The following is a 22,581-nucleotide window of genomic DNA, read 5'->3' as shown; positions in this document are numbered from 1 at the left end:
TGTGGAGTGTCTGGAGCATGAAGAAAATCCTTTTTGTGTGTCACGGCAATATTTGTCGGAGCCCGATGGCCGAGTATGTCATGAAAGATCTGGTGAAAAAAGCGGGCCTGGAGGCCGAGTTTCAAATCGCCTCGGCGGCTACCAGCCGGGAGGAGATCGGCAACCCGGTCTACCCGCCGGCCCAGCGGAAGCTGGCGGAGCACGGCATATCCTGCGAGGGCCACGCCGCCCGGCAGCTCTGCAACCGCGACTACGAGGAGTACGACCTGCTCATTGGGATGGACAAGGCCAACCTCCACAATATGTTCCGCATCTGCGGCGGCGATTTTAACAACAAGATGCATCTCCTGCTGGAGTACGCCGGCCGACCGGATCAAGAGGTGGCGGACCCCTGGTATACGGGAGACTTTGATTCCACCTGGCAGGATGTGCTGGAGGGGTGTGAGGGACTTTTAGACAATTTAATGTAAAAAGGTTGAACCAAAGTCGATGAACTGATTGTCTGCGAAGCAAAAGTCGGTATCCAATGGAAAATGGAACGGGACAACTATGCCAGCCTGAGATATTGCAAATGTAAAGGGTCATCAAAAAAACTGAACACCGTTATATTGCTGGCATTAAGGTTTCTCCTACGCCAAAACGTTCGTACAGCATAAAAGTATCGTCAATCAAAAGGAAAGGTATGTCCTAATAAAAATATTTAGATTGGAGTTTTTCCTGGAGCCCGCCGGAGTCCATAGATTCCGGCGGGTATTTTTTGCAGTTCCCACACTCTGGGAACTGCTGGAGAGCATACTCATAATGTCCCTGATCACCGGAGTTGAGTCCTGGACTCGGCAATTATGCTTGTACTGGAGAGGGCTGGATAGCAGTAAGAAGCCATGCATGGCTGGAATGGGAAGACAAAAATTATGCATACTATGGCAGAAAAATAGGGTGACAGGACGAAATATTCCATTGTGGCAGCGCCGGTTTGGTGCTATTTTGATAACAGCACACATAAAACGGGGGTGATACGCAGATGTGGATTTTGGAGGAAGGACAGATTTTGCCCTATCTGCGCAGCCATTACCCTGTGTTTGACCAATCGGGACCGGTTGATATCCAGTGCATAGGCGCACTGGAAGGAGAGGAGAAGCCTCGGGAACCGGATGAAGGCGGGCTGATCAACTATATATTTCGGGTTTCCAACGGGAAGCAGTCTGTCATCGTGAAGCAGGGGCGTTCCGCCAGCCGGAAGAACGACAAAATAGTTCTGCCCATATGGCGGAATCGTCAGGAATATGAGACGCTCCGGCTTCGCCATGCCATTGTACCCCAGTACACGCCGGAGACCTATTATGTGGACTGGGAGAACGCAATTTTTCTGATGGAGGATGTGTCTGATCTCGCTCAGGTTCGGAAGCTGCTCTGCTCGGGAGTCATGCTACCCAGACTGGCGGAGCAGGTGGGGGAATTTGTTGCGGCGAGCACCTTTTACTGCTCGGAGTTTTATCTGGAAGCAGACCTGTTTCGAAGACTTTCTGCACGCTTCCGCAACAGCGATATGCGGTCCATCATGGAAGACTGGGTGTTCCTGCGGGATGCACCCTACCTCACCCATAATGGAAACCCGGTGCTCAAACAGCTTATTGACCGGGATGAGAGCATCAGGGTTTGCTGCTACGAGCTGCGCCACAAATTTATGACCCGGGGAGAGGCTCTGATACATGGGGATCTGCATACGTCCAACGTGTTTGCAGACGAGGAGCGGCTCAAGGTTATTGACATGGAGTATACCTTTGCCGGACCGCTCTGCTATGATATCGGATACTTTGCGGCCAGCCTGCTGACCCAGTACTGCACAGCGTGTTTCCGGCCGTTCCCATCGAAAGGGGCGCGCCGTACCTTTCTCTCCTATCTCCTCTCCAGCCTGCTGGAGCTCTACTACTCCTTTGTGGAGCACTTTACGGAGTTTTGGAGAGAGGATGCAAAGCCGATTTATCAGAGATCGGGCGGGTTTTGTGAGCACCTAGCCCGTGGGTTTCTGCCGGATGTGCTTGGGTTTGCGGCGGTGCCCTGTTTCCCCCAGATTACAACATCTCTGACCCCGGAGTTCGCTCAGTTGGACGGGAAGGCCAGAGGACAGGCGCATGAGCTCTGCCTGGTGCTCAGCCGGTACCTTCTGCTTGAGCGGGAGCGGTGGGATACGATGGAGGATGCGGTTCAGGCCATCGGAGCGGTTACGCAAATTTACCTGGATTGCCTGGAATAAACGCAGCAAATTAAGACACATGGCGGGCTTGCCATGTGTTTTTTTTCTCAAAAAAGTAATTATTTGGATAAAGTGGTGTTGCTCAAATGGACTTTTTTGTTATAATAGAGAAAAAACATGGCTGGTGCGCAAGTGGGTACCCACTTGCGCTACCGGATATCCGGTAGAGTAAAACCCTTTGTCTGCGCCGGGAGATGGGGCGGAACGGAAAATTGAGAAGGAGGATAGAGGGGCATGGAGGACGCAAGAAAATTGTCCGATTTTATTGATCTGGACCTGCTGCAGAACATCCAGGATAATTGCTCAAAAGCGATGGGCCTTGCATTTATCACGGTGGATTACAAAGGCATACCCATTACCAAATACAGCGGCTTCACATCTCACTGCATGCTGGGGAGACAGGCAAAGGGATTTGCAGAGATGTGTGAGCAATGCGACGCGCACGGCGGACTTCACGCCGCGATCACCGGACAGCCGTACATTTACCGCTGCCACGCCGATCTGGTGGATTTCGCGGTCCCTCTCATTGTCAATGGAAGCTATATGGGAGCGGTGCTGGGCGGGCAGGTGCGGCTACAGGAGGAGAGCGAGCGGGAGCTGGAGCACATCCTCCCACAGCGTCCCAATTGGAAACGGGATAAGGAATGGGAGGAGGCTTACCAGAAGCTGGAGGTCGTCACCTATGAAAAAGTGGAGGCATCTGTAAAGCTGCTGCGCGACATCATCGTGACATTTGTGGAAAGGCGGACTGGGAAGGGGGCGGATGGAGTCCTGAGAGAGAAGGAAAAGCAACTCTCGGAGGAGCGGGCGGCCCGTCTGGACCTGGAAAAGCAGGTACAGAAGCAGGAGAGCAATACGGCCCGCCGCAGGACAGAGCTCCACTACTTCTTTTTTGTCATGAACATTATCTCAAAGTTAGCCTATGAGGAGAAGGCGGCCAAAACAGAGGCGGTTTCATACGATTTTGCAGACATGATGCGTTATGCAGCGGGGGCAGAGCAAAAAATTTCCACCTTGGGGGAAGAACTGAACTATATCGGGGCGCTTCTTCGGATACGGAAGGCTTGGGTTCGGGACAAGTTAGCCTATACTATTTCTGTCCCGGAGCAGTATCATCAGGTATCCTGTCCCTTTATGGTATTGCAGCCCATTGTGGAGTGCGCTCTGGAGGGGGCCGAAACGGAGGCTGCGGAGCCCAGAAAGCTGGATTTCTATGCGGAGGAGGAGAACGGCAGGCTGCTGTTTCAGATTCTCAGCAATGACACCAGCCGCTCGGTAGAGGAGCTGACGGAGGAGTTATCCGGGGCGGCGGAAGAGGGATACTTTCATACAGGCGGTGTGGACCGCCTGTTGAAGCAGACGCTGGGAGGGGGATACCGCCTGATGGTCAACCGGCGGAGAGACGGGCGGGCCGGTGCAGCGGTCAGCTTTTACCTGCCGCTGGAGCGGAACGGATAGCCGGCTCAAGAGTGCTGTAAACGGGAAGGAGCTGCCGCATGAAGCAGATTCTGGTTTTGATTGAAAACGAGTTGGAGCAGAGCATTACAGGGGATATTCTGCGCTCCGGGCTGGGGGCTGAGGCGGAAATCACCCTCACAGCCGGGGCGGAGCAGGCCATCCAGCAGCTTCAGAGCGGAGCGGTGGATCTCTTCATTGCGGATGTTGAACGGTTTGACGTGGCCCACTGCAATATGGTCACCACGGCGCGAAAGACGGCCCCGGACACTCCGATCCTGGTTACATCGGTGGGGACGCAGGAGGAAATCGCAGGGTATGTCTGGCGCCTCGGCGTCCGGGACTATCTGCTCAAGCCGTACCGGCCCACGTGGTTGTTGGCCGCGGTGCGCGCCTTGGTGCGTAAGGAGCGCAGCGGCGGATGCGCCGCCGACCAGCAGGAGATTTACCTGAGGCGCCTGACGGAGCACCTGCAGAGATTCCAGTATAAAAAGTGCACCGATGCCGCAAGAGAATACCTTGATTTGCTCTATCAAAGTACTGATAATAAGGGTGTTATCCGCACGAGTGCGGTCCGCTTTGCGGAGGGAGTGGCGAAAGCCGGAATCCCGTTCAGCAGGACCACCCAGTGGAAGCTGTCGGGAAGTCTGGAGCACTTTCGGGTCCGCTTTGACCAGCAGGAGCGGAAATATGCAACCTATGAGTTTATTGTCCGGATGCTGGACACGATCTTTGACGCCATAGAGAAGAGCGGGCTGTACGAGGTAGACAGCGAGCAGAAGATTCTGAATTACATTGACCGGAATATCCGGCGGGGGGTCAGCCTGGATGAGGCGGCGGAGTACGCGAATATGAGCTCGTGCTATTTCAGCAAGCTCTTTAAGCGGATGACCGGGAAAAACTATATTACTTATGTGACGGACAGCCGAATTGAAATGGCGAAGCGCATGCTGGTGGACACGGAAATGCCGGTCATCAATATCGCCTATGAGCTGTCCTATAACGAGACAAATTATTTCAGCAAGGCGTTCAAGAAAAAGGTGGGAGTGACACCCAGCGAATACCGGACAGCCCATTCCGAGCTGTTCAGGGAGCAGGGGGCGGGCTGATACCGGCCGCGCAGACGCCTTGCAGCGCCGGAAAGGGTGGAGAAACATGGAGGAATTCAGCTTCAGCACCAGAATCTTTTTTGGTGAGGGCGCGCTGGAACGCCTGCGCCGGGTGCAGGACAAAAAAGTTATGATTGTGACCGACCGTTTTATGGCGGGTATCGGTGTGCCGGATAAGGTGGCGGGGCACCTGACCCGGTGCCAGGTATCTGTATTTGACGGCGTGGTACCGGATCCCCCCATCGAGGTGGTGGCGGCCGGCGTCCAGGCCCTTCAGGACTGCGGCGCGGAGGTCATGATCGCCGTGGGCGGCGGCTCCACCATCGACGCGGCCAAGGCCATCCGGGCGGTGGCGAAGGAGACTCTGCACATCGACACAGACCGGTGGGAGTGCTTTGCCGTGCCCACCACCAGCGGCACCGGCTCGGAGGTCACGGACTACGCCGTGATCACCGACCGGGCAAAGGGAATCAAGTATCCGCTGGACAGCCAGGCGCTCCGCCCGCCGGTCGCCATTCTGGACCCGGAGCTTACAGTTTCCGCCCCGGCCTCGGTAACGGCCGACGCAGGTATGGATGTGTTGACCCACGCGCTGGAGGCATACGTCTCCAAGGGAGCCAACGATTTCTCCGACGCGCTGTGTGAGAAAGCGGTTTCTCTGGTGTTTCGCTTCCTGCCGCTGGCCTTTCAGGACGGCACAAACCTGCTGGCCCGGGAAAAGATGCACAACGCCTCCTGTATGGCGGGCCTGGCGTTCAACTCGGCGGGGCTGGGGCTGAACCACGGCATGGCCCACGCCATCGGCGCCAAGCTCCACATCGCCCATGGCCGTATCAATGCCATGCTGCTGCCGCATATCATTACGTTCAACGCCGACTTGGGACGGATTCGGAACGGCGAGTACGCCCTCGCAGCAAAAAAGTATCAGCGCATGGCAAAGGTTTTGGACCTGCCGGCCCCCAGTGTGCGGCTGGGCGTGACCAACCTTCTGCGGGAGGTGGAGCGCCTGAACCGCACCCTGAAGATCCCGGCCTCCCTGAAGGAGTGGGGAGCGGAGCCCTCCAAGGTGAAGGAGCTGCGCGGGGAGATTGTTTCCGCTGCCCTGGCGGATGCCACCACCGCCACCAATCCCAGACCGGCTGCGGCGGAGCATGTGGAGGCTCTTTTGAATAAGGTTATGGGGGGATAATCCCGGAGCGAGAAGCGGCACCACTCTATTTACAAAAAAGCACCCGAAGGGGTGCTTTTTTGCGTTGTTTATAGGAAAAGCAAACAAACAGGCTTTGAACAGGTGGAGGACTTCCGACAAAAAAGTATATATGGCAGCCAAGAAAACAGGGGAGTGTTTCCGGTATAATTTCGCCAGAAAGCGTGCGAATGCTGTTTCAGGCGCGCCGCGGACCACAATAAGGAGGTAGTAATATGCAACAGGAAGCCCTCGGAATGGTAGAGACGAAGGGCCTGGTTGGCGCCATTGAGGCCGCCGATGCCATGGTCAAGTCCGCCAATGTCAGTCTGGTTGGCTACGAGAAGATCGGTTCCGGCTTGGTTACCGTGATGGTGCGCGGCGACGTGGGCGCCGTCAAGGCGGCCGTGGACGCCGGGGCCTGCTCCGCCGAGAAGGTGGGCGAGGTCGTGGCCCAGCACGTCATCCCCAGACCCCACACCGACGTTGAGAAGATCCTTCCCCATATGGCGTAACCGACATAACGGAAACTTAAATTAGAGTTCGGAGGGAACATAGATGAAAGACGAACTGATCAGCAAGGTCATGGACGAGGTCATGAAGAAGATGGGCGCGTCCGACGCGACTTCCGCCCCCGCCGCCGCGTGCTGCAGCAATGCCAGCGCGAACTGCAACCTGACGGAGTTTGTGGGCACCGCCATCGGCCACACCATCGGCCTGGTGATTGCCAATGTGGACCACCAGATCCACGAGAAGATGGACATTGATCCCAAGTACCGCTCCATCGGTATCATCGGCGACCGTACCGGCGCCGGTCCCCAGATTTTTGCCGCTGACGAGGCGGTGAAGGCCACCAACTGCGAGATCGTGAAGATCGAGCTGCCCCGTGATACCGAGGGCGGCGCCGGCCACGGCTCCCTGATCATCTTCGGCGCCGAGGACGTGTCCGATGCCCGCCGCGCCGTTGAGGTCTGCCTGCGGGAGGTGGAGCGCACCATGGGCGACGTATACGGCAGCCCCGCCGGCCACCTGGAGTTCCAGTACACCGCCCGCGCCAGCCACGCCCTGAACAAGGCCTTCGGCGCTCCCATCGGCAAGGCCTTCGGCATCACCGTCGGCGCTCCCGCCGCCATCGGCGTGCTGCTGGCCGATACCGCCGTGAAGGCCGCCACCGTGGACGTGGTGGGCTACAGCTCCCCCGCCAACGGCGGCACCAGCTTCTCCAACGAGGTCATCCTGACCTTCACCGGCGACTCCGGCGCCGTCAAGCAGGCCATCATCGCCGCCCGCGATGTGGGCATGCAGGTGCTGAAGACCCTGGAGCCCAGCGTGGAGCTCAAGTCCACCACCACCCCCTATATTCTGTAATTGCCGGGAAGGAGTCAGACAGCTATGAAGTCAAAACGTTTTGAAGTTCTGGCCGCCCGTCCGGTCAATCAGGACGGCTACGTACAGGAGTGGCCTGAGGTGGGCCTGATCGCCATGAACAGCCCCTTCGACCCCAAGCCCAGCATCAAGATTGAGAACGGCGTCATCACCGAGATGGACGGCAAGTGCCGCGCCGATTTCGATATGCTCGATACCTTCATCGCCGACCACGCCATCCGCCTGGGCAACGCGGAGAAGGCCATGGCCATGGATTCCCTGGAGATCGCCCGCAAGATCGTGGACATCAACGTCTCCCGTGAGGAGATCCTGGACATCACCCTGTCCCTGACCCCCGCCAAGCTGACCGAGGTCGTAGGCAAGCTGAACATCGTGGAGATCATGATGGGCATGACCAAGATGCGCGCCCGCATGATGCCCGCCAACCAGTGCCACGTCACCAACGTGCGCGACAACCCGGTTCAGATCGCGGCGGATGCCGCCGAGGCCGGCGTCCGCGGCTTCGCCGAGATGGAGACCACCGTGGCCGTCGCCCGTTACGCCCCCTTCAACGCCATGGCCCTGTTCGTGGGCGCCCAGGTGGGCCGCCCCGGTGTCATGACCCAGTGCGCCCTGGAGGAGGCCACCGAGCTGCAGCTCGGCATGCGCGGCTTCACCACCTACGCGGAGACCATCTCCGTCTACGGCACCGAGCCCGTCTTCATGGACGGCGACGACACCCCCTACTCCAAGGCGTTCCTGGCCAGCTGCTACGCCAGCCGCGGCCTGAAGATGCGCTTTACCTCCGGCACCGGCTCCGAGGTCCAGATGGGCTATGCCGAGGGCAAGAGCATGCTGTACCTGGAGGCCCGCTGCCTGGCTGTCACCAAGGGCGCCGGCGTGCAGGGTACGCAGAACGGCTCCGTGTCCTGCATCGGCGTGCCCGCCGGCGTACCCGGCGGCATCCGCGCCGTGGCCGCTGAGAACCTGATCGCCATGCTGCTGGATCTGGAGTCCACCACCTCCAACGACCAGACCTTCACCCACTCCGACCTGCGCCGCGTGGCCCGTACCGTGCCTCAGCTCTTCTCCGGCACCGATTACATCTGCTCCGGCTACTCCGCCACCCCGAACTACGACAACATGTTCGCCGGCTCCAACTGGGACGCCGAGGACTACGACGACTGGACCATCATCCAGCGCGACATGAAGATCGACGGCGGCCTGCAGCCCGTCCGCGAGGAGGACGTGCTCAAGGCCCGCAACAAGGCTGCCCGCGCCCTGCAGGGCATGTTCCGTGAGCTGGGCCTGCCCGAGATCACCGACGCCGAGGTGGAGGCCGCTACCTATGCCAACGGCTCCAACGACATGCCCGAGCGCAACGTCAACGAGGATCTGAAGGCCATCGAGGACATGATGGCCCGCAAGGTGACCGGCGTTGACTTCGTGAAGGCGCTGGACCGCGCCGGCTTCCCCGATGTGGCCCACAACATCTACAACATGCTTCGCCAGAAGGTGGCCGGCGACTACCTGCACACCGCCTCCATCTTCGACGAGCAGTTCCACGTGCTCTCCGCCGTCAATGTGCCCAACGAGTATCACGGGCCCATGACCGGCTACCAGATCAGCGAGGAGCGCTGGAACCAGCTGAAGAACATTCCCAACGCCATCCGTCCGGAAGATATCTAAGAGGGGTGAAGCAGTCATGACGTTTGATGAAAACACGCTGCGCAGTGTAATTGAAGAGGTCCTGAAGGAGATGGGCGAGGTGAGCGGCACCGCCGCCGCCCCCGCTGCGGCGCCTGTCGCCGCGGCCGCGGGCAAGCTGACCATCACCGAGAATGGCGAGGCCCGGAAGGGCACCGCCGCCGACGAGGTGGTCATCGGCCTGGCGCCCGCCTTCGGCACCAAGCAGGTTAAGACCATTATCGACCTGCCCCATGACAAGGTGCTCCGCGAGATCATCGCCGGCATCGAGGAGGAGGGCCTGAAGTGGCGCATCATCAAGGTGTACCACACCTCCGATGTTTCCTTCATCGCCCATGTGGCCGCCGAGTACTCCGGCTCCGGCATCGGTATCGGCATCCAGTCCAAGGGCACCACAGTTATCCACCAGAAGGACCTGCCCAACCTGTCCAATCTGGAGCTGTTCTCCCAGGCGCCTCTGATCGACCTGGACACCTACCGCAAGATCGGCAAGAACGCCGCCAAGTACGCCAAGGGCGAGTCCCCCACGCCGGTTCCCACCAGGAACGACCAGATGGCCCGCCCCACCTATCAGGCGCTGTCCGCCCTGCTCCACATCAAGGAGACTGAGCTGGTGGACAACAACAAGAAGCCGCAGGCCGTTACGGTCTCGTTCCAGTAAAGGAGGCAGCACGTTTTATGGATCAGGAACTTTTGATGAAGCAGATCGTGGAGCAGGTTATGGCCGCCATGAAGAACGGCACGCCCGCTTCCGCGCCCGCCGCCGCTTCCAGCTGCGGCTCCAAGGTCACCGCGGCCAACTATCCTCTGGCCGAGAGCATGGCCGACCAGATCAAGACCCCCACCGGCAAGGACTTCACCTCTCTGAGCTATGAGAAGGTCATCAACGGCGAGCTCTCCGCCGACGACATGCGCATCGCGCCCGAGACCCTGGAGATGCAGGCCCAGGTGGCCGAGTCCGTCCACCGCGAGGCCTTTGCCGGCAACCTGCGCCGCGCAGCCGAGCTCATCGCCGTGCCCGACGACCGCCTGCTGGAGATCTACAATGCCCTGCGTCCCTACCGCTCCACCAAGCAGGAGCTGCTGGACATCGCCGGCGAGCTGGACGGCAAGTACGGCGCCAAGACCGCCGCTTCCCTGGTGCGGGAGGCTGCCGAGGTTTATGAGAAGCGCGGCCGCCTGAAGAAGTTCTAATCATACTCCAGAGTCAGGAGGCCCCAGAATGAAACTGGTCGCAGGCATTGACATCGGAAACGCGACAACAGAGACAGCATTGGCCCGCATCGAGGACGGTCACGCGGTCTTTCTGGCCAGCGGAACCGTCCCCACCACGGGCATCAAGGGGACCCGCCAGAACATCAACGGCATCTTTCACTCCCTGACCAACGCTTTGGAGAAGGCCGGGCTGGAGCTCAAGGAGCTGTCGGAGGTGCGCCTGAACGAAGCCGCCCCCGTCATCGGCGATGTGGCCATGGAGACCATTACCGAGACCATCATCACCGAGTCCACCATGATCGGCCACAACCCCGCCACACCCGGCGGAATGGGCGTGGGCGTGGGAGAGACGGTCCTCATCACGGAGCTGGAACAGGCTCCGGTCGGGCGGGACTATATTGCAGTGGTGCCCGGGACGGTGGACTTTGAGGTGGCGGCCCGGCTGATCAACCGGGCCACCGCCGGGGACCGCAAGGTCACCGCAGCCATTGTCCAGCGGGATGACGGCGTGCTGATTCACAACCGCCTGACCTGCAAGATCCCGATCGTGGACGAGGTGGCGCTGATTGACAAGGTGCCCATCGGCATGCGCTCCGCCGTGGAGGTGGCCGCCGTGGGCGGCGTGGTGGAGGTGCTCTCCAACCCCTACGGCATCGCCACCCTGTTTGGCCTGTCCTCTGACGAGACCCGGCAGGTGGTGCCCATCGCCCGGGCCCTGATTGGAAACCGCTCGGCGGTGGTGATCAAGACCCCGGCCGGAGACGTGAAGGAGCGAAAAATTCCGGCCGGCACGATTGAGCTACTGGGGGAAAACCGCAGCGTCAAAGTGGATGTGGACGACGGGGCCGACAAGATCATGAAGGCCGTGGAGTCCATTCCCAGCCTGGAGGATGTGCGGGGAGAGCCGGGAACCAACGCCGGCGGCATGCTGGAGAAGGTGCGCCAGGTCATGGCGAATCTGACTAGCCAGCACCCCAGGGACATCAAGATTCAGGATCTGCTGGCGGTCGACACATTCACACCCCAGAAGGTTCAGGGCGGCCTGGCCAACGAGTTTTCCCAGGAGAACGCCGTGGGCATCGCCGCCATGGTCAAGGCGGACCGCCTCCAGATGGAGGCCATCGCCCGGGAATTTGCCCAGCAGATCGGCGTCCCGGTCGAGGTGGGCGGCGTGGAGGCCGACATGGCCATCCGCGGCGCCCTCACCACCCCGGGCACCAACAAGCCCCTGGCCATTCTGGACATGGGCGCCGGTTCGACGGACGCCTCCATCATCAACGCCGAGGGACAGATCCACTCCATCCACCTGGCCGGAGCGGGCAACATGGTCACACTCCTGATCCAGTCGGAGATGGGACTGCCCGACTTTGACACGGCGGAGGATGTGAAAAAGTACCCCTTGGCCAAGGTGGAGAGCTTGTTCCACATCCGCCATGAAAACGGCACCGTGGAGTTCTTCCAGCAGCCGCTGGATCCCAACCTGTTTGCCAAGGTGGTCATTCTCAAGGAGGGCAAGCTGCTCCCCCTGGAGGGTGACTGGAGCATGGAGAAGATCCGGCTCATCCGGCAGCAGGCCAAGCAGAAGGTGTTCATCACCAACGCGATCCGGGCCCTGACCCGGGTCAGCCCCACCGGCAATGTCCGGGATATTCAGTTCGTGGTGCTGGTGGGCGGCTCCGCGCTGGACTTCGAGGTTCCGCAGATGGTGACCGATGCACTTTCCCAGTACAAGGTTGTCGCGGGCCGCGGAAATATCCGCGGCACCGAAGGCCCCCGCAACGCGGTGGCCACCGGGCTGGTGCTCTCCCTGACGGAAGGGAGGGGCTGATATGCCCGTAATCCAAGAAAGGATCAAGCCCACCGTCCATGTCCGCTGTGCAGAGGACACCCCGCAGGAGGTACTGCGGCAGCTCCAGTACGGCATGGAGGAGGAGGGCATTCCCTGGGAGGCCGCAGCCGGGACGGGCGACGCCCTGTCCCTGGCCTGGGAGGCCGCCCGGAGCTCCCGGCTGGAGGTGGGAATCGGCCTGGACCGACAGGCGCTGGTTCTCCACTACTCCAAGCTGGAGCGCGAGCAGCCCCTGTTCCGTATTCCCGCCAATTCCGGTATGGAGACGGTGCGGGCGCTGGGGGCCAATGCGGCGCGGCTAGTGAAAAAGCTGCCGCTGAAGGCCCTGGACAGGAGGTGAGAGCATGCAGCAAAAAAGCCTGGGACTCATAGAGACCCAAGGCCTGGCGGCCGGCATCGAGGCCGCCGATGCGGCGGTGAAGTCGGCCAATGTGGAGCTGGTGGGCTATGAGCTGACCAAAGGCGGAGGCTGGACTACCATCAAGATCCTGGGCGATGTGGGCGCGGTGAAGGCGGCGGTAGACGCCGCGCGGATTGCCGCCGGCAAGGTGAGCCGGGTGGTAAGCACCCGGGTAATCGCGCGGCCGTCCATGGGGCTGACCGGCCTGATCCACAACACCGACACGGTGGGAGATCAGCCGCCGGAGCCGCCTGCGCCGCCCGCTCCAACGGATCCGCCGGAGCCGCCGAAGTCTCCGGCAGACGTGCAGCCCGCAGAGGAGGGTGCTTCGGGGACGACGGAGTCTCCGGAGGAGGTACAGCCCGTTGAAGTGGAGCCTTCGGGGACGACGGAGTCTCCGGAGGAGGTACAGCCCGTTGAAGTGGAGCCTTCGGGGACGGCGGAGTCTCTGGAGGAGGTACAGCCCGTTGAGGTGGAGCCTTCGGGGACGACGGAGTCTCCGGAGGAGGCGCAGCCCGCAGAGGAGGGCGCTTCGGAGGCGATGGAGTCTCCGAAGGAAGCCCCCTCTGAAAAGGCGAAGGAGACGCCCTCCAAACGGCGGGGGAAGAAGTCCGCAAAACGCTGAACCGCGCAGAAAAGCGGGACGGCAGCACTGATTTTTCTGATATTTTCTAGGAGGTTATCACAATGGGTGAAGCTCTGGGTATGATCGAGACAAAGGGTCTGGTCGGCGCGATCGAGGCGGCCGATGCCATGACCAAGTCCGCCAACGTTACGCTGATGGGCTATGAGAAGATCGGCTCCGGCCTGGTCACCGTCATGGTGCGCGGCGATGTGGGCGCGGTCAAGGCCGCGGTGGACGCCGGCGCCTGCGCCGCCGAGAAGGTGGGCGAGATCGTGGCGCAGCACGTCATCCCCCGTCCCCACACCGACGTGGAGAAGATTCTGCCGAAGGGCCTGTAAAAAGAGGCTTGAGGCATGGACAAGAACAACGTGGTTTCAGCAGAGATTGTCCGCCAGATCACCCGCATGGTGGTGGAGGAGCTCCAGAAGCAGCAGCGGCTGGAGCGCTCCACCCCCATTGGGGTCTCCAACCGCCATGTCCATCTGGACCGGGCGGACATGGACGCCCTGTTTGGTCCGGGCAGCGAGCTGACGGTCAAAAAAATGCTCGGCCAGCCGGGGCAGTATGCTGCGGAGGAGACCGTCACCATCCGCGGGCCCAAAGGGGAGCTCAGCCGCGTGCGCGTGCTGGGGCCCCTGCGCGCTCAGACGCAGGTAGAGATCTCCATCGCCGACGGCTTCACGCTGGGGGTCAAGCCCCCGGTGCGCGAGTCCGGTCAGTTGAAGGATACCCCGGGCATTGAGATCATCGGGCCCTGTGGGAGTGTAAAGAAGGACAGCGGCGTGATCGCGGCGCTGCGGCATGTGCACATGACTCCGAAGGACGCGGCGCGCTTCGGCGTGGAGGACGGCCAGTATATCCAAACGGAGATCGACGGCCTGCGGGGCGCGATCCTCTGCAATGTGCTGGTGCGCGTCTCTGACAAGTACGCGCTGGAAATGCACATTGATGTGGAAGAGGCCAATGCTCTGGGCGTCAAAAACGGCGACCGGGCCTTTTTCCTTGACGATTGAGCCGGGAAGGAGGCAGGGCAGAGGTGGGCCAGGAGCTGACGCAGGCCAATGAGACCCTTCTGGAATTTGAGCGGCTGATTCAAACCGGAGGCTGCAATGCCTGGGAGGGTACGCTGCGTACCGGAGTGGATCTGGGCACCGCCAACATCGTGCTGGCGGTGGTGGATGAGCAGAACCGGCCGGTGGCCGGGGCCTCTTATCCCTCCACAGTGGTCCGGGACGGTATCGTGGTGGACTACATGGGGGCGGTTCGGGCGGTCACACATCTGAAAGGACAGTTGGAGGAGCGCCTGGGCGTCATGCTGGACGCCGGAGCCTGTGCCATCCCGCCCGGCATCCTTGAGGGCAATGTGAAGGCCATCGGAAACGTCGTGGAGGCGGCGGGCTTCCGCCTGACCAACATCGTGGATGAACCCACGGCGGCCTCCTCCGTGCTGGGTATTTCCGACGGCGCGGTGGTGGACGTGGGCGGCGGCACCACAGGCATCAGCGTCCTGAAGGACGGAAAGGTGATCTTCACGGGCGACGAGCCCACAGGAGGCACCCACATGACACTGGTGCTGGCTGGCTTCCACGGCTGGAATACCCAGGAGGCCGAATTGGCCAAGCGGGATCCGGCGCAGGAGGCCAATGTGTTTCCTGTGATCAAGCCGGTTGTGGAGAAAATGGCGTCCATTGTCCGGAACTACCTACGGGAGTACCCGGTGGAGGCGGTCTATGTGGTGGGCGGCGCGTGCTGTTTCACCCAATTTGAATCGGTATTTGAGAAATTTTTGGGTGTCCCCGTGGTCAAGCCGGCGGCTCCGCTGCTGGTGACGCCCCTGGGGATTGCCGTAAACTGCAAGCTGTAAAGTAGGTGAGGACCGTTGACGACGGAGCAACTGCGCGGAATGGCGGACGAGGCGTTTGTCGAGATTCTGGCCCAGCGCGTTGTGGAGAAGCTCCTGGCGCGGCAGAAGCAGGCGCTGGTAGTCTACACCGGTTCCAACATTGGTGAGGCCGCCGCGCTGGAGGCCATGGGCCGCCTGCGCGGAGAGGGCTTCACGTTCCGGGTGCTCCTCTCCCGGGGGGCGTCCGGCCTGCTGGACGTGGAACGGCTCCGCTCCGTTCTGGAGCCGGAGAAGCTGTGGGTGGAGACTCCGGAGGAGACTCCGGAGGCGCTGACCGCCCGGTACGACACCATTTTGGTTCCGGCCATGACGGTACATACCGCCGCCCACGTGGCCGCCTGCATGGCGGACACACCGGCGTCCGCCGTTATTCTGGACGGCCTGATGCGGGGAAAGAACGTGGTGGTGAACATCGACGGCTGCTGCCCGGATCACGCCGAGCGCCTGAAGCGCGGCTTCCATATGGCGGAGCCGCTGAAGCAGGCGCTTCGGAACAAGCTGGAGACCTTGCGCTCCTTCGGCGCGCGCCTGACCACCTCCGGCGGCCTCTATGACAAGGCGCTGCGGGCGGTTGGCGGGGCACAGGCCCGGACGGCGGCACCGGCTGCGAGGCCGGAGGCCGCGCCCCGGAAGCAGGAGGGGGCTGCCCGCATCCGGCTGGAGGGCCGGGTTTTGAGCGGACGCCACGTCCAGGGCTGCCCGCCTCACAGCACCCTGTGGGTGCCGCGGGAGACCCTGATTACCCAACTGGCCGCCGATGAGGCGCGCCGCCGGGACATCTGCATCCGAAAAGAGACGTAAAGCAGGTGGCAAAATGTATTTGGGAAGAGTGATCGGGACGGTGGTTTCCACCAGCAAGAACGAGCATCTGGTGGGGATGAAGCTCCTGGTTGTGGAAAAGCTGACGGAGCGCCTGGAGCGGGAAGGCACCAGCGAGGTGGCCGTGGACTCCGTGGGAGCGGGCACCGGCGAGATTGTCATTGTCTGCAAGGGCAGCTCCGCGCGCTATGTGTTCGGCAAGGGTGACGCCCCGGTGGATACCTCCATCGTGGGCATTGTGGATACGGTAGAGGTGGGCTGATGGCGAATCTTTACACCAAAACCGGAGACAAGGGCCAGACCAGCCTGGTAGGCGGCTCCCGGGTGAGCAAGTCCAGCCTGCGGGTGGAGTGCTACGGCACCATTGACGAGGCCAACTCCATGCTGGGGCTGGCGTATGCCCAGACCGACCGGGAATATATCCGCACCACGGTCCACCGCATCCAGGGCCGGCTGTTCTCTCTGGGGGCGGAGCTGGCCAGCGACGAGCAGGGTGCGGCCGGGCTGACGGGAAAGATCTCGGAGGAGGACGTGGCCTTTCTGGAGGGCGTGGTGGACAAGTGCACCGAGACCACCGGGAAGCAGACCCACTTCGTCATTCCGGGCGTGGACCCCGCCTCGGCGGCGCTCCATGTGGCCCGTACCATTGTCCGCCGGGCGGAGCGCCATGTGGTGGCCCTGGCGGAGCACGAGCCGGTACGCGAGGTGCTGGCCCGCTACATCAACCGCCTGTCCGACGCGGTATACGCGCTGGCCAGGCTTCAAGAGGATCTGACGCAGGAGGAGCGCCTGAGGGCGCAGGTGACTGCGCTGGTCCGGAAACAGCTGTCCGCCCCGGAGGGCGGCCTGCCCCCTTTTAGCCTGGCATCGCTCCAGAGGATGGCCCAGCGGGCCGTGGAGCGGGCCGGACAGCTCGGGGTTCCGGTGGTGTTCTCCGCGGTGGACAGCGGCGGCAATCTGGTCCTGCTCCAGAGAATGGAGGGCGCGCTGCTGGGCAGCGTGGACGTCTCGGCCGGAAAGGCCTATACCGCCAACGCCTTCCAGATGCCGACCCATGAGCTGGGCCAGGCGGCCCGGCCGGACGGCCCGCTCTACGGCATTGACGCTTCCGCTCCCGGGAAAATCGTGCTGTTCGGCGGCGGCTTCCCCTATGTGGTAAACGGGAAAGTCGTGGGCGGCATCGGCGTATCCGGCGGTACGGTGGAACAGGATATGGACATCGCACGGTACGCGATGTCTCTCTAAGGAGGAACAGCAAATGAACATTGATGAGAATGTGGTCGAATCCATTGTGAAGCGGGTTGTATCCCAACTGAGCACGGAGACCGCTTCCGCCCAGACCTGCCCGTCCGGCGGGGACTGGGGTGTATTTGAGAGCATGAACGACGCGGTGGACGCGGCCGTGGAGGCCCAGCGGGAGTATCTGAACCGCTCCATGCACGACCGGGCCTGCTATGTCCAGGCCATCCGCGACGTGGTGCTGGACCAGGAGAATCTGGAGTACATCTCCCGCCTGGCCGTGGAGGAGACTGGCATGGGCGGCTATGAGTACAAGCTCATCAAGAACCGTCTGGCCGCGGTCAAGACGCCCGGCATCGAGGATCTGACCACCGACGCCATGAGCGGCGACGACGGCCTGACCCTGGTGGAGTACTCGCCCTTCGGCGTGATCGGCTCCATCACCCCCACCACCAACCCCACTGAGACCATCATCTGCAACTCCATCGGCATGCTGGCGGCGGGGAACGCGGTGGTGTTCAGCCCCCATCCCCGGGCCAAGAAGGTGTCCCTGCACCTGATTCAGCTCATCAACAAGGCCCTCTGCAAGGCAGGCGCGCCCGCCAACCTGGTGGTCACCGTGTCCGCCCCCTCGATTGAGAACACCAACGCCATGATGAGCCACCCCAAGATCCGCATGCTGGTGGCTACCGGCGGCCCCGCCATCGTCAAAACGGTGCTCTCCAGCGGCAAGAAGGCCATCGGCGCCGGCGCCGGCAATCCCCCCGTCGTGGTGGACGAGACCGCCGACATCGAGAAGGCCGCCAAGGATATCGTGGACGGCTGCTCCTTTGACAACAACCTGCCCTGCATCGCCGAGAAGGAAGTCATCGCCGTGGACTCCGTGGCCGACTACCTGATCTTCAACATGAAGAAGAACGGTGCTTACGAGGTCAAGGACCCCGCCGTGATCAGCCAGCTGGTGGAGCTGGTGACCAAGGAGGGCAAGAGCCCCAAGACCGAGTTTGTGGGCAAGAGCGCCAAGTACATCCTGGACAAGATCGGCATTACCGTGGGCGATGACGTGAAAGTGATCCTCATGGAGGCCAAGGAGGACCACCCCTTCGTGCAGGTGGAGCTCATGATGCCCATCCTGCCTCTGGTGCGGGTTCCCGACGTGGACCAGGCCATTGAGATGGCCGTCCGGGTGGAGCACGGCAACCGCCACACCGCCATGATGCACTCCCGCAATGTGGAGAAGCTGACCAAGATGGCCAAGCTCATCCAGACCACGATTTTTGTGAAAAACGGCCCCTCTTACGCCGGCATCGGCGTAGGCGGCGAGGGCTATACCACGTTTACCATCGCCGGTCCCACCGGAGAGGGCCTGACTTCGGCCAAATCCTTTGCCCGGCGCCGCAGATGCGTGCTCGTCGGAGGGATGGACGTCAGATAAACGGAGGTTTGGGCCATTATGCAAGAGAATCTGCTCGGCCTGGTGGAACAGGCCGGTGTGGTGGGCGCCGGCGGCGCCGGATTTCCCACCCATGTGAAGCTCAAGGCCCAGGCGGACACCGTCATCATCAACGGAGCGGAGTGTGAACCGCTGCTCCGGGTGGATCAGCAGTTGATGGCCCTCCAGGCCGGCGACCTGCTGGACGCCCTCGATCTGCTCGTGGAGCAGGTCGGGGCGTCCCAGGGCGTGGTGGCGCTCAAGGAGCACTACCACGCGGCGGTGGAGGCGCTGGAGCGGGAGCTATCCAGGCATCCCAAGCTGAGGATTCACCGGATGGGCGCATTTTATCCCGCCGGTGACGAACAGGTGATCGTCTACGAGGTGACCGGACGCGTGGTCCCGGAGGGGGGCATCCCCCTGAATGTGGGCGTGGTGGTCAGCAATGTGGAGACGGCCCTCAATGTGCTGGCGGCCGTCCGCCATCAGGCCCCGGTGATTGAGAAGTATGTCACGCTGACCGGTGCGGTGCGCACCCCCAAGACCATGAAGGTGCCCCTGGGAATCACAGTGGCGGAGGCGCTGGCCCTGGCGGGCGGCCCCACCGTGGAGCACTATGAGGTCATCAACGGCGGGCCCATGATGGGGCGTGTGGTGAGCACCGGAAGCGCTATTACCAAGACCACAAAGGGACTCATCGTGGTCCCGGAGGGCCATTCCCTCCTCCAGAGCCTGAACCGGCCCGTGCCGCGGATGCTCCAGGATGCCCGCGTGGCCTGTATGCAGTGCTCCCTGTGCTCCGAGGTCTGCCCGCGGGGCCTGCTGGGGCACCGCATCCAGCCGCACAAGATGATGCGCCTGGCCGCCTATGGCGCCCTCTGCGACCCGGAGTATACCCCCATGAACGCCTTCCTGTGCTGCGGCTGCCGCCTGTGCGAGTACGCCTGCGTGATGGGGCTTCAGCCCTGGAAACTGAACGGGATGCTCAAGGGCGAGATGGGAAAGAAGGGTGTCCGCAATGCGCTGCACAACCAGCCGGAGGCGGCCGCGCCGTTCCGGCAGTACAAGCGATACCCGGTTCACAAGCTGATTCACCAGTTGGGGCTGGACGGCTATGATGTCCCCGCCCCGATGGAGGACAGCTCCCACGATTATCAAATGGTGACCCTGCCGCTGAGCCAGGGGGTGGGCGCACCCGCCCAGCCTGTGGTGTGCGCAGGGGACAGAGTGGAGAAGGGAGCCCTGATTGCGGCGGCCCCAGAGGGAAAGCTGGGGGCAAACCTTCACGCGAGCATCGCGGGCACGGTGACCGCGGTGACCGAGAGAGAGATTACCATCCAACAATAAAGATTGGAGAGGAACTGATTTATGGATATCTTGGCTCTGATCGCCGCATTTGGCGGCGGCATTATCGGCGCTTACATGGGCGCCCTTCCCGCCTTTATTATGACTGGTATCTACGCCCTGGTGGGCGGAGTCCTGACGGCTGCCGGCGTGGGCGGCGATGTTGCAGTCAACTACCTCGCCTTTGGTTCCTTTGTCGGCCCCCACATCGCCTTTGCCGGCGGCGTGGCCGCCCCCGGCTACGCGGGCCGCAAGGGCAAGCTGGCCTCCGGCACCGACATCCTGTCCTCCCTCAACGGCCTGGGTGAGCCCGACGTGCTCCTGGTGGGCGGCATCTTCGGGGTGCTGGGCTTCCTGATCCACTACTGCATCGGCCTGCTGCCCGTCATCGGCAGCGCCGGCCCCGCCACCACCGACCTGCCCGGCATCACCGTCTTCATTCTGGCGGTCGTCACCCGTCTGGCCTTCGGCAAGACCGGCCTGACCGGCAAGTACACCGGCTCCGGAAAGCGCGAGTGGTTCGCCACTGGGAAGGGCTTCGTCTATAACGTGGTACTGGGCGGCGGCATCGGCATTGTGGTGAGCTTCATCGCCGCATTCCTGTACGAGAATGAGTTTACCGCCGCGTTCAGCATCTTCCCGATCGTGTGCTTCGGCTTTGCGGCCATCACGCTGATCTTCACCCAGACCGGCTTCGCCACGCCCGCGACTCACCACATTTTCCTGCCCTCCGGGCTGGCTGCCGTGGCCGGCATCACCGCCTGGGGCCCTGCGGGCGCTCTGCTGGGCGTGCTCTTCGGCATCCTGGGCTCCCTGCTGGGCGACCTGGTGGGCAAGAGCTTGAACAGCCACTGCGACACCCACATCGACCCCCCTGCTACCACGATCTTTATCCTGACGATTGTGATCAACGCTGTCAGCAGCGTGATCAATGCCTGAGCCAACAGAGGAATCCATAGGAAAAGAGGCCAGTTATGGGAAAGTCCATCGGATTACTGGAATTGAAAAGCATCCCCGTCGGCATTGAAACCGCCGATGCGGTGCTGAAGGCCGCCAATGTGGAGCTGCTGACCGCGACCCCCACCTGTCCGGGTAAATATGTCATTATCATCTGCGGCGCGGTAGGCGCTGTGAAGAGCGCCATGGAGAGCGGCCGCCAGACAGCGGGCATCTATCTGGTCGGGCACCACACCATCAACAACGTGCATGCTTCCGTCCCGGAGGCGATCGTGGGCACATCGGAGGTGGGACACATCGCCTCCATCGGCGTGATTGAGACCATGACGGCTTTGACTGCCGTTGAGGCGGGGGACTATGCCGCCAAGGCGGCGAACGTCCGCCTGATGGAGATCCGCATTGCCCGCGGCCTGGGCGGCAAGGGCTTTGTTATTCTCACCGGCGAGGTTTCCGCGGTTCGCTCTGCGGTTAAGGCCGCGATGAATCAACTGGAGGAGACCGGGGATATTACAAGCAGCAGCGTGATCGCATCGCCCCATCCGGGATTGATTGACAAGCTGACGAACTAAGGGAAACAGGAACAGACGCGGAAAGGAGGGCCATCAGTATGGCTTCACAGGATTGTCCCAACTGCCACTATCCAGCACCCAACCGCAAAAAGCCTGGGGAGGGGGAGCGCGTGCCCCAGGGTATGTACCACGCCCCCGACAGGAGCGGTGAGCCGGAAGAGTGCCCCCAGTGCTTTTACCAGCCGGAGGCAGTGGAGGAAAGGCCGGAGGAGGAGTGTCCCCAGTGCTTCTACCAGCCCGAGGACGGGCAGAAGCGGGAGGAGGACAAGGAGGACGACTGCTCTCAGTGCTTCTATAAGCCGGATAAATAAGAATTGGTAAGAAAGGATTGTGAGCTCTGTGGAACGACTCATTGGAAAGCAGGCGCCCTATTTTTCCATGGAGGCGCTGTCGGCGGACGGAGAACATTTTGTGCGCGTTGCGCTGCCGGACTATGCCGGGAAATGGCTGGTGCTGTTCTTCTACCCCATGGATTTCACCTTTGTCTGTCCCACAGAGCTCACAGCCTTCTCAGAGCACCGGGAGGCCTTCCGTGCGGCCGGAGCGGAGCTGCTCAGCGTGAGCACGGACAGCGTCTACACCCATCAGGCCTGGCAGCGCAACGGCCTGGGCGGGCTGGGTTACCCCATGGCGGCGGATCAGACTCTGCGGGTCTGCGCCGATTACGGAGTGCTGCTGGAGGAGGAGGGGGTGGCCCTGCGTGGGCTGTTCCTGATTGACCCGGAGCAAAAAGTGCGCTACAGCGTAATCCACGACAACAACATCGGCCGCAATCCGGAGGAGGTGCTCCGGGTATTGGCCGCGCTGAAAACCGGCGGCTTGTGCGCGGCCGGCTGGAAGGCCGGGGAGGAAAACCTCCGCCCGGACATGCCGGAACGCGAGGCTCCAGTGCTGGCGGGTACGGCGCCCGTGCGCATCTATACGATGCCCGGTTGCAGCTACTGCCGCAGCGTAAAGGAGTTTTTGAGACAGGGCGGGATCTCCTATGAGGAGATCAACCTCGCGGAGGATAAGGCCGGGCAGGCCTTTATGGAGAGCCGCGGCTACACGGGCCTGCCGGTCACGGTGATCGGCGCGGAGGAGATTGTAGGCTATAATATGCCCAGAATCAAGGCGGCGCTGGGCCTGAGCGGAGCAAACGAGGTGAAATAGG

25 protein-coding genes and 1 pseudogene are annotated in these 22,581 nt (G+C 61.8%); all 26 read left to right on the top strand.

Features of this window, described 5'->3' with window-relative positions:
* The first annotated feature begins 17 nt into the window (after nucleotides 1-17).
* The gene (locus tag ACESY8_RS03495; RefSeq protein ID WP_007494437.1) at nucleotides 18-470 is read left to right on the top strand and encodes a low molecular weight protein-tyrosine-phosphatase; all 453 of its coding nucleotides are present in this window, start codon (nucleotides 18-20) and stop codon (nucleotides 468-470) included.
* A 740-nt stretch (nucleotides 471-1,210) separates the two neighbouring features.
* A complete protein-coding gene (locus ACESY8_RS03490) occupies nucleotides 1,211-2,254 on the top strand; it encodes a phosphotransferase (RefSeq protein ID WP_434307974.1) in 1,044 nt (347 codons plus the stop codon).
* A gap of 234 nt (nucleotides 2,255-2,488) precedes the next feature.
* Nucleotides 2,489-3,712, top strand: coding sequence for a PocR ligand-binding domain-containing protein (locus tag ACESY8_RS03485; protein WP_007494450.1), 1,224 nt, complete (start codon nucleotides 2,489-2,491; stop codon nucleotides 3,710-3,712).
* 38 nt (nucleotides 3,713-3,750) lie between these two features.
* The gene (locus ACESY8_RS03480; RefSeq protein WP_007494453.1) at nucleotides 3,751-4,818 is read left to right on the top strand and encodes a helix-turn-helix domain-containing protein; all 1,068 of its coding nucleotides are present in this window, start codon (nucleotides 3,751-3,753) and stop codon (nucleotides 4,816-4,818) included.
* Nucleotides 4,819-4,864: 46 nt separating this feature from the next.
* The gene (locus tag ACESY8_RS03475; RefSeq protein WP_007494455.1) at nucleotides 4,865-6,007 is read left to right on the top strand and encodes a 1-propanol dehydrogenase PduQ; all 1,143 of its coding nucleotides are present in this window, start codon (nucleotides 4,865-4,867) and stop codon (nucleotides 6,005-6,007) included.
* A 233-nt stretch (nucleotides 6,008-6,240) separates the two neighbouring features.
* A complete protein-coding gene (gene pduA / locus ACESY8_RS03470) occupies nucleotides 6,241-6,519 on the top strand; it encodes a propanediol utilization microcompartment protein PduA (protein WP_009256646.1) in 279 nt (92 codons plus the stop codon).
* A 43-nt stretch (nucleotides 6,520-6,562) separates the two neighbouring features.
* Nucleotides 6,563-7,372, top strand: coding sequence for a propanediol utilization microcompartment protein PduB (gene pduB, locus ACESY8_RS03465; protein ID WP_024723135.1), 810 nt, complete (start codon nucleotides 6,563-6,565; stop codon nucleotides 7,370-7,372).
* A gap of 24 nt (nucleotides 7,373-7,396) precedes the next feature.
* A complete protein-coding gene (locus ACESY8_RS03460) occupies nucleotides 7,397-9,058 on the top strand; it encodes a propanediol/glycerol family dehydratase large subunit (RefSeq protein WP_007494461.1) in 1,662 nt (553 codons plus the stop codon).
* Nucleotides 9,059-9,074: 16 nt separating this feature from the next.
* A complete protein-coding gene (locus ACESY8_RS03455; protein ID WP_007494463.1) occupies nucleotides 9,075-9,737 on the top strand; it encodes a propanediol/glycerol family dehydratase medium subunit in 663 nt (220 codons plus the stop codon).
* 17 nt (nucleotides 9,738-9,754) lie between these two features.
* Nucleotides 9,755-10,270, top strand: a complete 516-nt coding sequence (locus ACESY8_RS03450) for a diol dehydratase small subunit (protein ID WP_007494465.1) — start codon at nucleotides 9,755-9,757, stop codon at nucleotides 10,268-10,270.
* 28 nt (nucleotides 10,271-10,298) lie between these two features.
* Nucleotides 10,299-12,119: a diol dehydratase reactivase subunit alpha gene (locus ACESY8_RS03445; protein ID WP_054338487.1), complete on the top strand. Its 1,821-nt coding sequence runs from the start codon at nucleotides 10,299-10,301 to the stop codon at nucleotides 12,117-12,119.
* Nucleotide 12,120: 1 nt separating this feature from the next.
* A complete protein-coding gene (locus ACESY8_RS03440; RefSeq protein ID WP_007494469.1) occupies nucleotides 12,121-12,480 on the top strand; it encodes a glycerol dehydratase reactivase beta/small subunit family protein in 360 nt (119 codons plus the stop codon).
* A gap of 4 nt (nucleotides 12,481-12,484) precedes the next feature.
* Nucleotides 12,485-13,165, top strand: a complete 681-nt coding sequence (locus ACESY8_RS03435) for a BMC domain-containing protein (protein WP_009256648.1) — start codon at nucleotides 12,485-12,487, stop codon at nucleotides 13,163-13,165.
* Between the two features lie 62 nt (nucleotides 13,166-13,227).
* Nucleotides 13,228-13,503 carry a propanediol utilization microcompartment protein PduA gene (gene pduA / locus ACESY8_RS03430; protein WP_007494473.1) on the top strand — a complete coding sequence of 92 codons (276 nt, stop codon included), beginning with the start codon at nucleotides 13,228-13,230 and terminating at the stop codon, nucleotides 13,501-13,503.
* A gap of 15 nt (nucleotides 13,504-13,518) precedes the next feature.
* Complete coding sequence (gene pduL / locus ACESY8_RS03425) at nucleotides 13,519-14,178, top strand: phosphate propanoyltransferase (RefSeq protein WP_024723132.1); 660 nt, start codon at nucleotides 13,519-13,521, stop codon at nucleotides 14,176-14,178.
* A gap of 23 nt (nucleotides 14,179-14,201) precedes the next feature.
* Nucleotides 14,202-15,029, top strand: coding sequence for an ethanolamine utilization protein EutJ (gene eutJ, locus ACESY8_RS03420; RefSeq protein WP_009256650.1), 828 nt, complete (start codon nucleotides 14,202-14,204; stop codon nucleotides 15,027-15,029).
* A 15-nt stretch (nucleotides 15,030-15,044) separates the two neighbouring features.
* Complete coding sequence (locus tag ACESY8_RS03415; RefSeq protein WP_498794620.1) at nucleotides 15,045-15,869, top strand: hypothetical protein; 825 nt, start codon at nucleotides 15,045-15,047, stop codon at nucleotides 15,867-15,869.
* A 13-nt stretch (nucleotides 15,870-15,882) separates the two neighbouring features.
* A complete protein-coding gene (locus ACESY8_RS03410; RefSeq protein WP_007494480.1) occupies nucleotides 15,883-16,149 on the top strand; it encodes a EutN/CcmL family microcompartment protein in 267 nt (88 codons plus the stop codon).
* The gene (locus tag ACESY8_RS03405; RefSeq protein WP_007494482.1) at nucleotides 16,149-17,132 is read left to right on the top strand and encodes a cob(I)yrinic acid a,c-diamide adenosyltransferase; all 984 of its coding nucleotides are present in this window, start codon (nucleotides 16,149-16,151) and stop codon (nucleotides 17,130-17,132) included. The genes ACESY8_RS03410 and ACESY8_RS03405 overlap by 1 nt, the downstream gene beginning before the upstream one ends.
* A gap of 13 nt (nucleotides 17,133-17,145) precedes the next feature.
* Nucleotides 17,146-18,561: an aldehyde dehydrogenase family protein gene (locus ACESY8_RS03400; protein ID WP_007494484.1), complete on the top strand. Its 1,416-nt coding sequence runs from the start codon at nucleotides 17,146-17,148 to the stop codon at nucleotides 18,559-18,561.
* An 18-nt stretch (nucleotides 18,562-18,579) separates the two neighbouring features.
* A complete protein-coding gene (locus tag ACESY8_RS03395; protein ID WP_054338488.1) occupies nucleotides 18,580-19,905 on the top strand; it encodes an SLBB domain-containing protein in 1,326 nt (441 codons plus the stop codon).
* Between the two features lie 21 nt (nucleotides 19,906-19,926).
* Nucleotides 19,927-20,841: a DUF7973 family transport facilitator gene (locus tag ACESY8_RS03390; protein ID WP_498794619.1), complete on the top strand. Its 915-nt coding sequence runs from the start codon at nucleotides 19,927-19,929 to the stop codon at nucleotides 20,839-20,841.
* A 35-nt stretch (nucleotides 20,842-20,876) separates the two neighbouring features.
* Nucleotides 20,877-21,428, top strand: coding sequence for a BMC domain-containing protein (locus ACESY8_RS03385; protein ID WP_007494489.1), 552 nt, complete (start codon nucleotides 20,877-20,879; stop codon nucleotides 21,426-21,428).
* A gap of 38 nt (nucleotides 21,429-21,466) precedes the next feature.
* Nucleotides 21,467-21,739, top strand: a complete 273-nt coding sequence (locus ACESY8_RS03380; protein WP_195445996.1) for a hypothetical protein — start codon at nucleotides 21,467-21,469, stop codon at nucleotides 21,737-21,739.
* Between the two features lie 28 nt (nucleotides 21,740-21,767).
* Nucleotides 21,768-22,286, top strand: a pseudogene (locus ACESY8_RS03375) (peroxiredoxin); the annotation flags it as partial.
* A gap of 9 nt (nucleotides 22,287-22,295) precedes the next feature.
* The gene (locus ACESY8_RS03370) at nucleotides 22,296-22,580 is read left to right on the top strand and encodes a glutaredoxin family protein (RefSeq protein WP_275556806.1); all 285 of its coding nucleotides are present in this window, start codon (nucleotides 22,296-22,298) and stop codon (nucleotides 22,578-22,580) included.
* Nucleotide 22,581 lies beyond the last annotated feature (1 nt).

The sequence above is a fragment of the Clostridium sp. ATCC BAA-442 genome (assembly GCF_964239415.1).
In the GTDB taxonomy this organism is placed as follows: Bacteria; Bacillota; Clostridia; order Oscillospirales; family Oscillospiraceae; genus Flavonifractor; species Flavonifractor plautii.
Note: the sequence above shows the minus strand (reverse complement) of the source record. Positions and strands in the feature narration are given on the sequence as shown.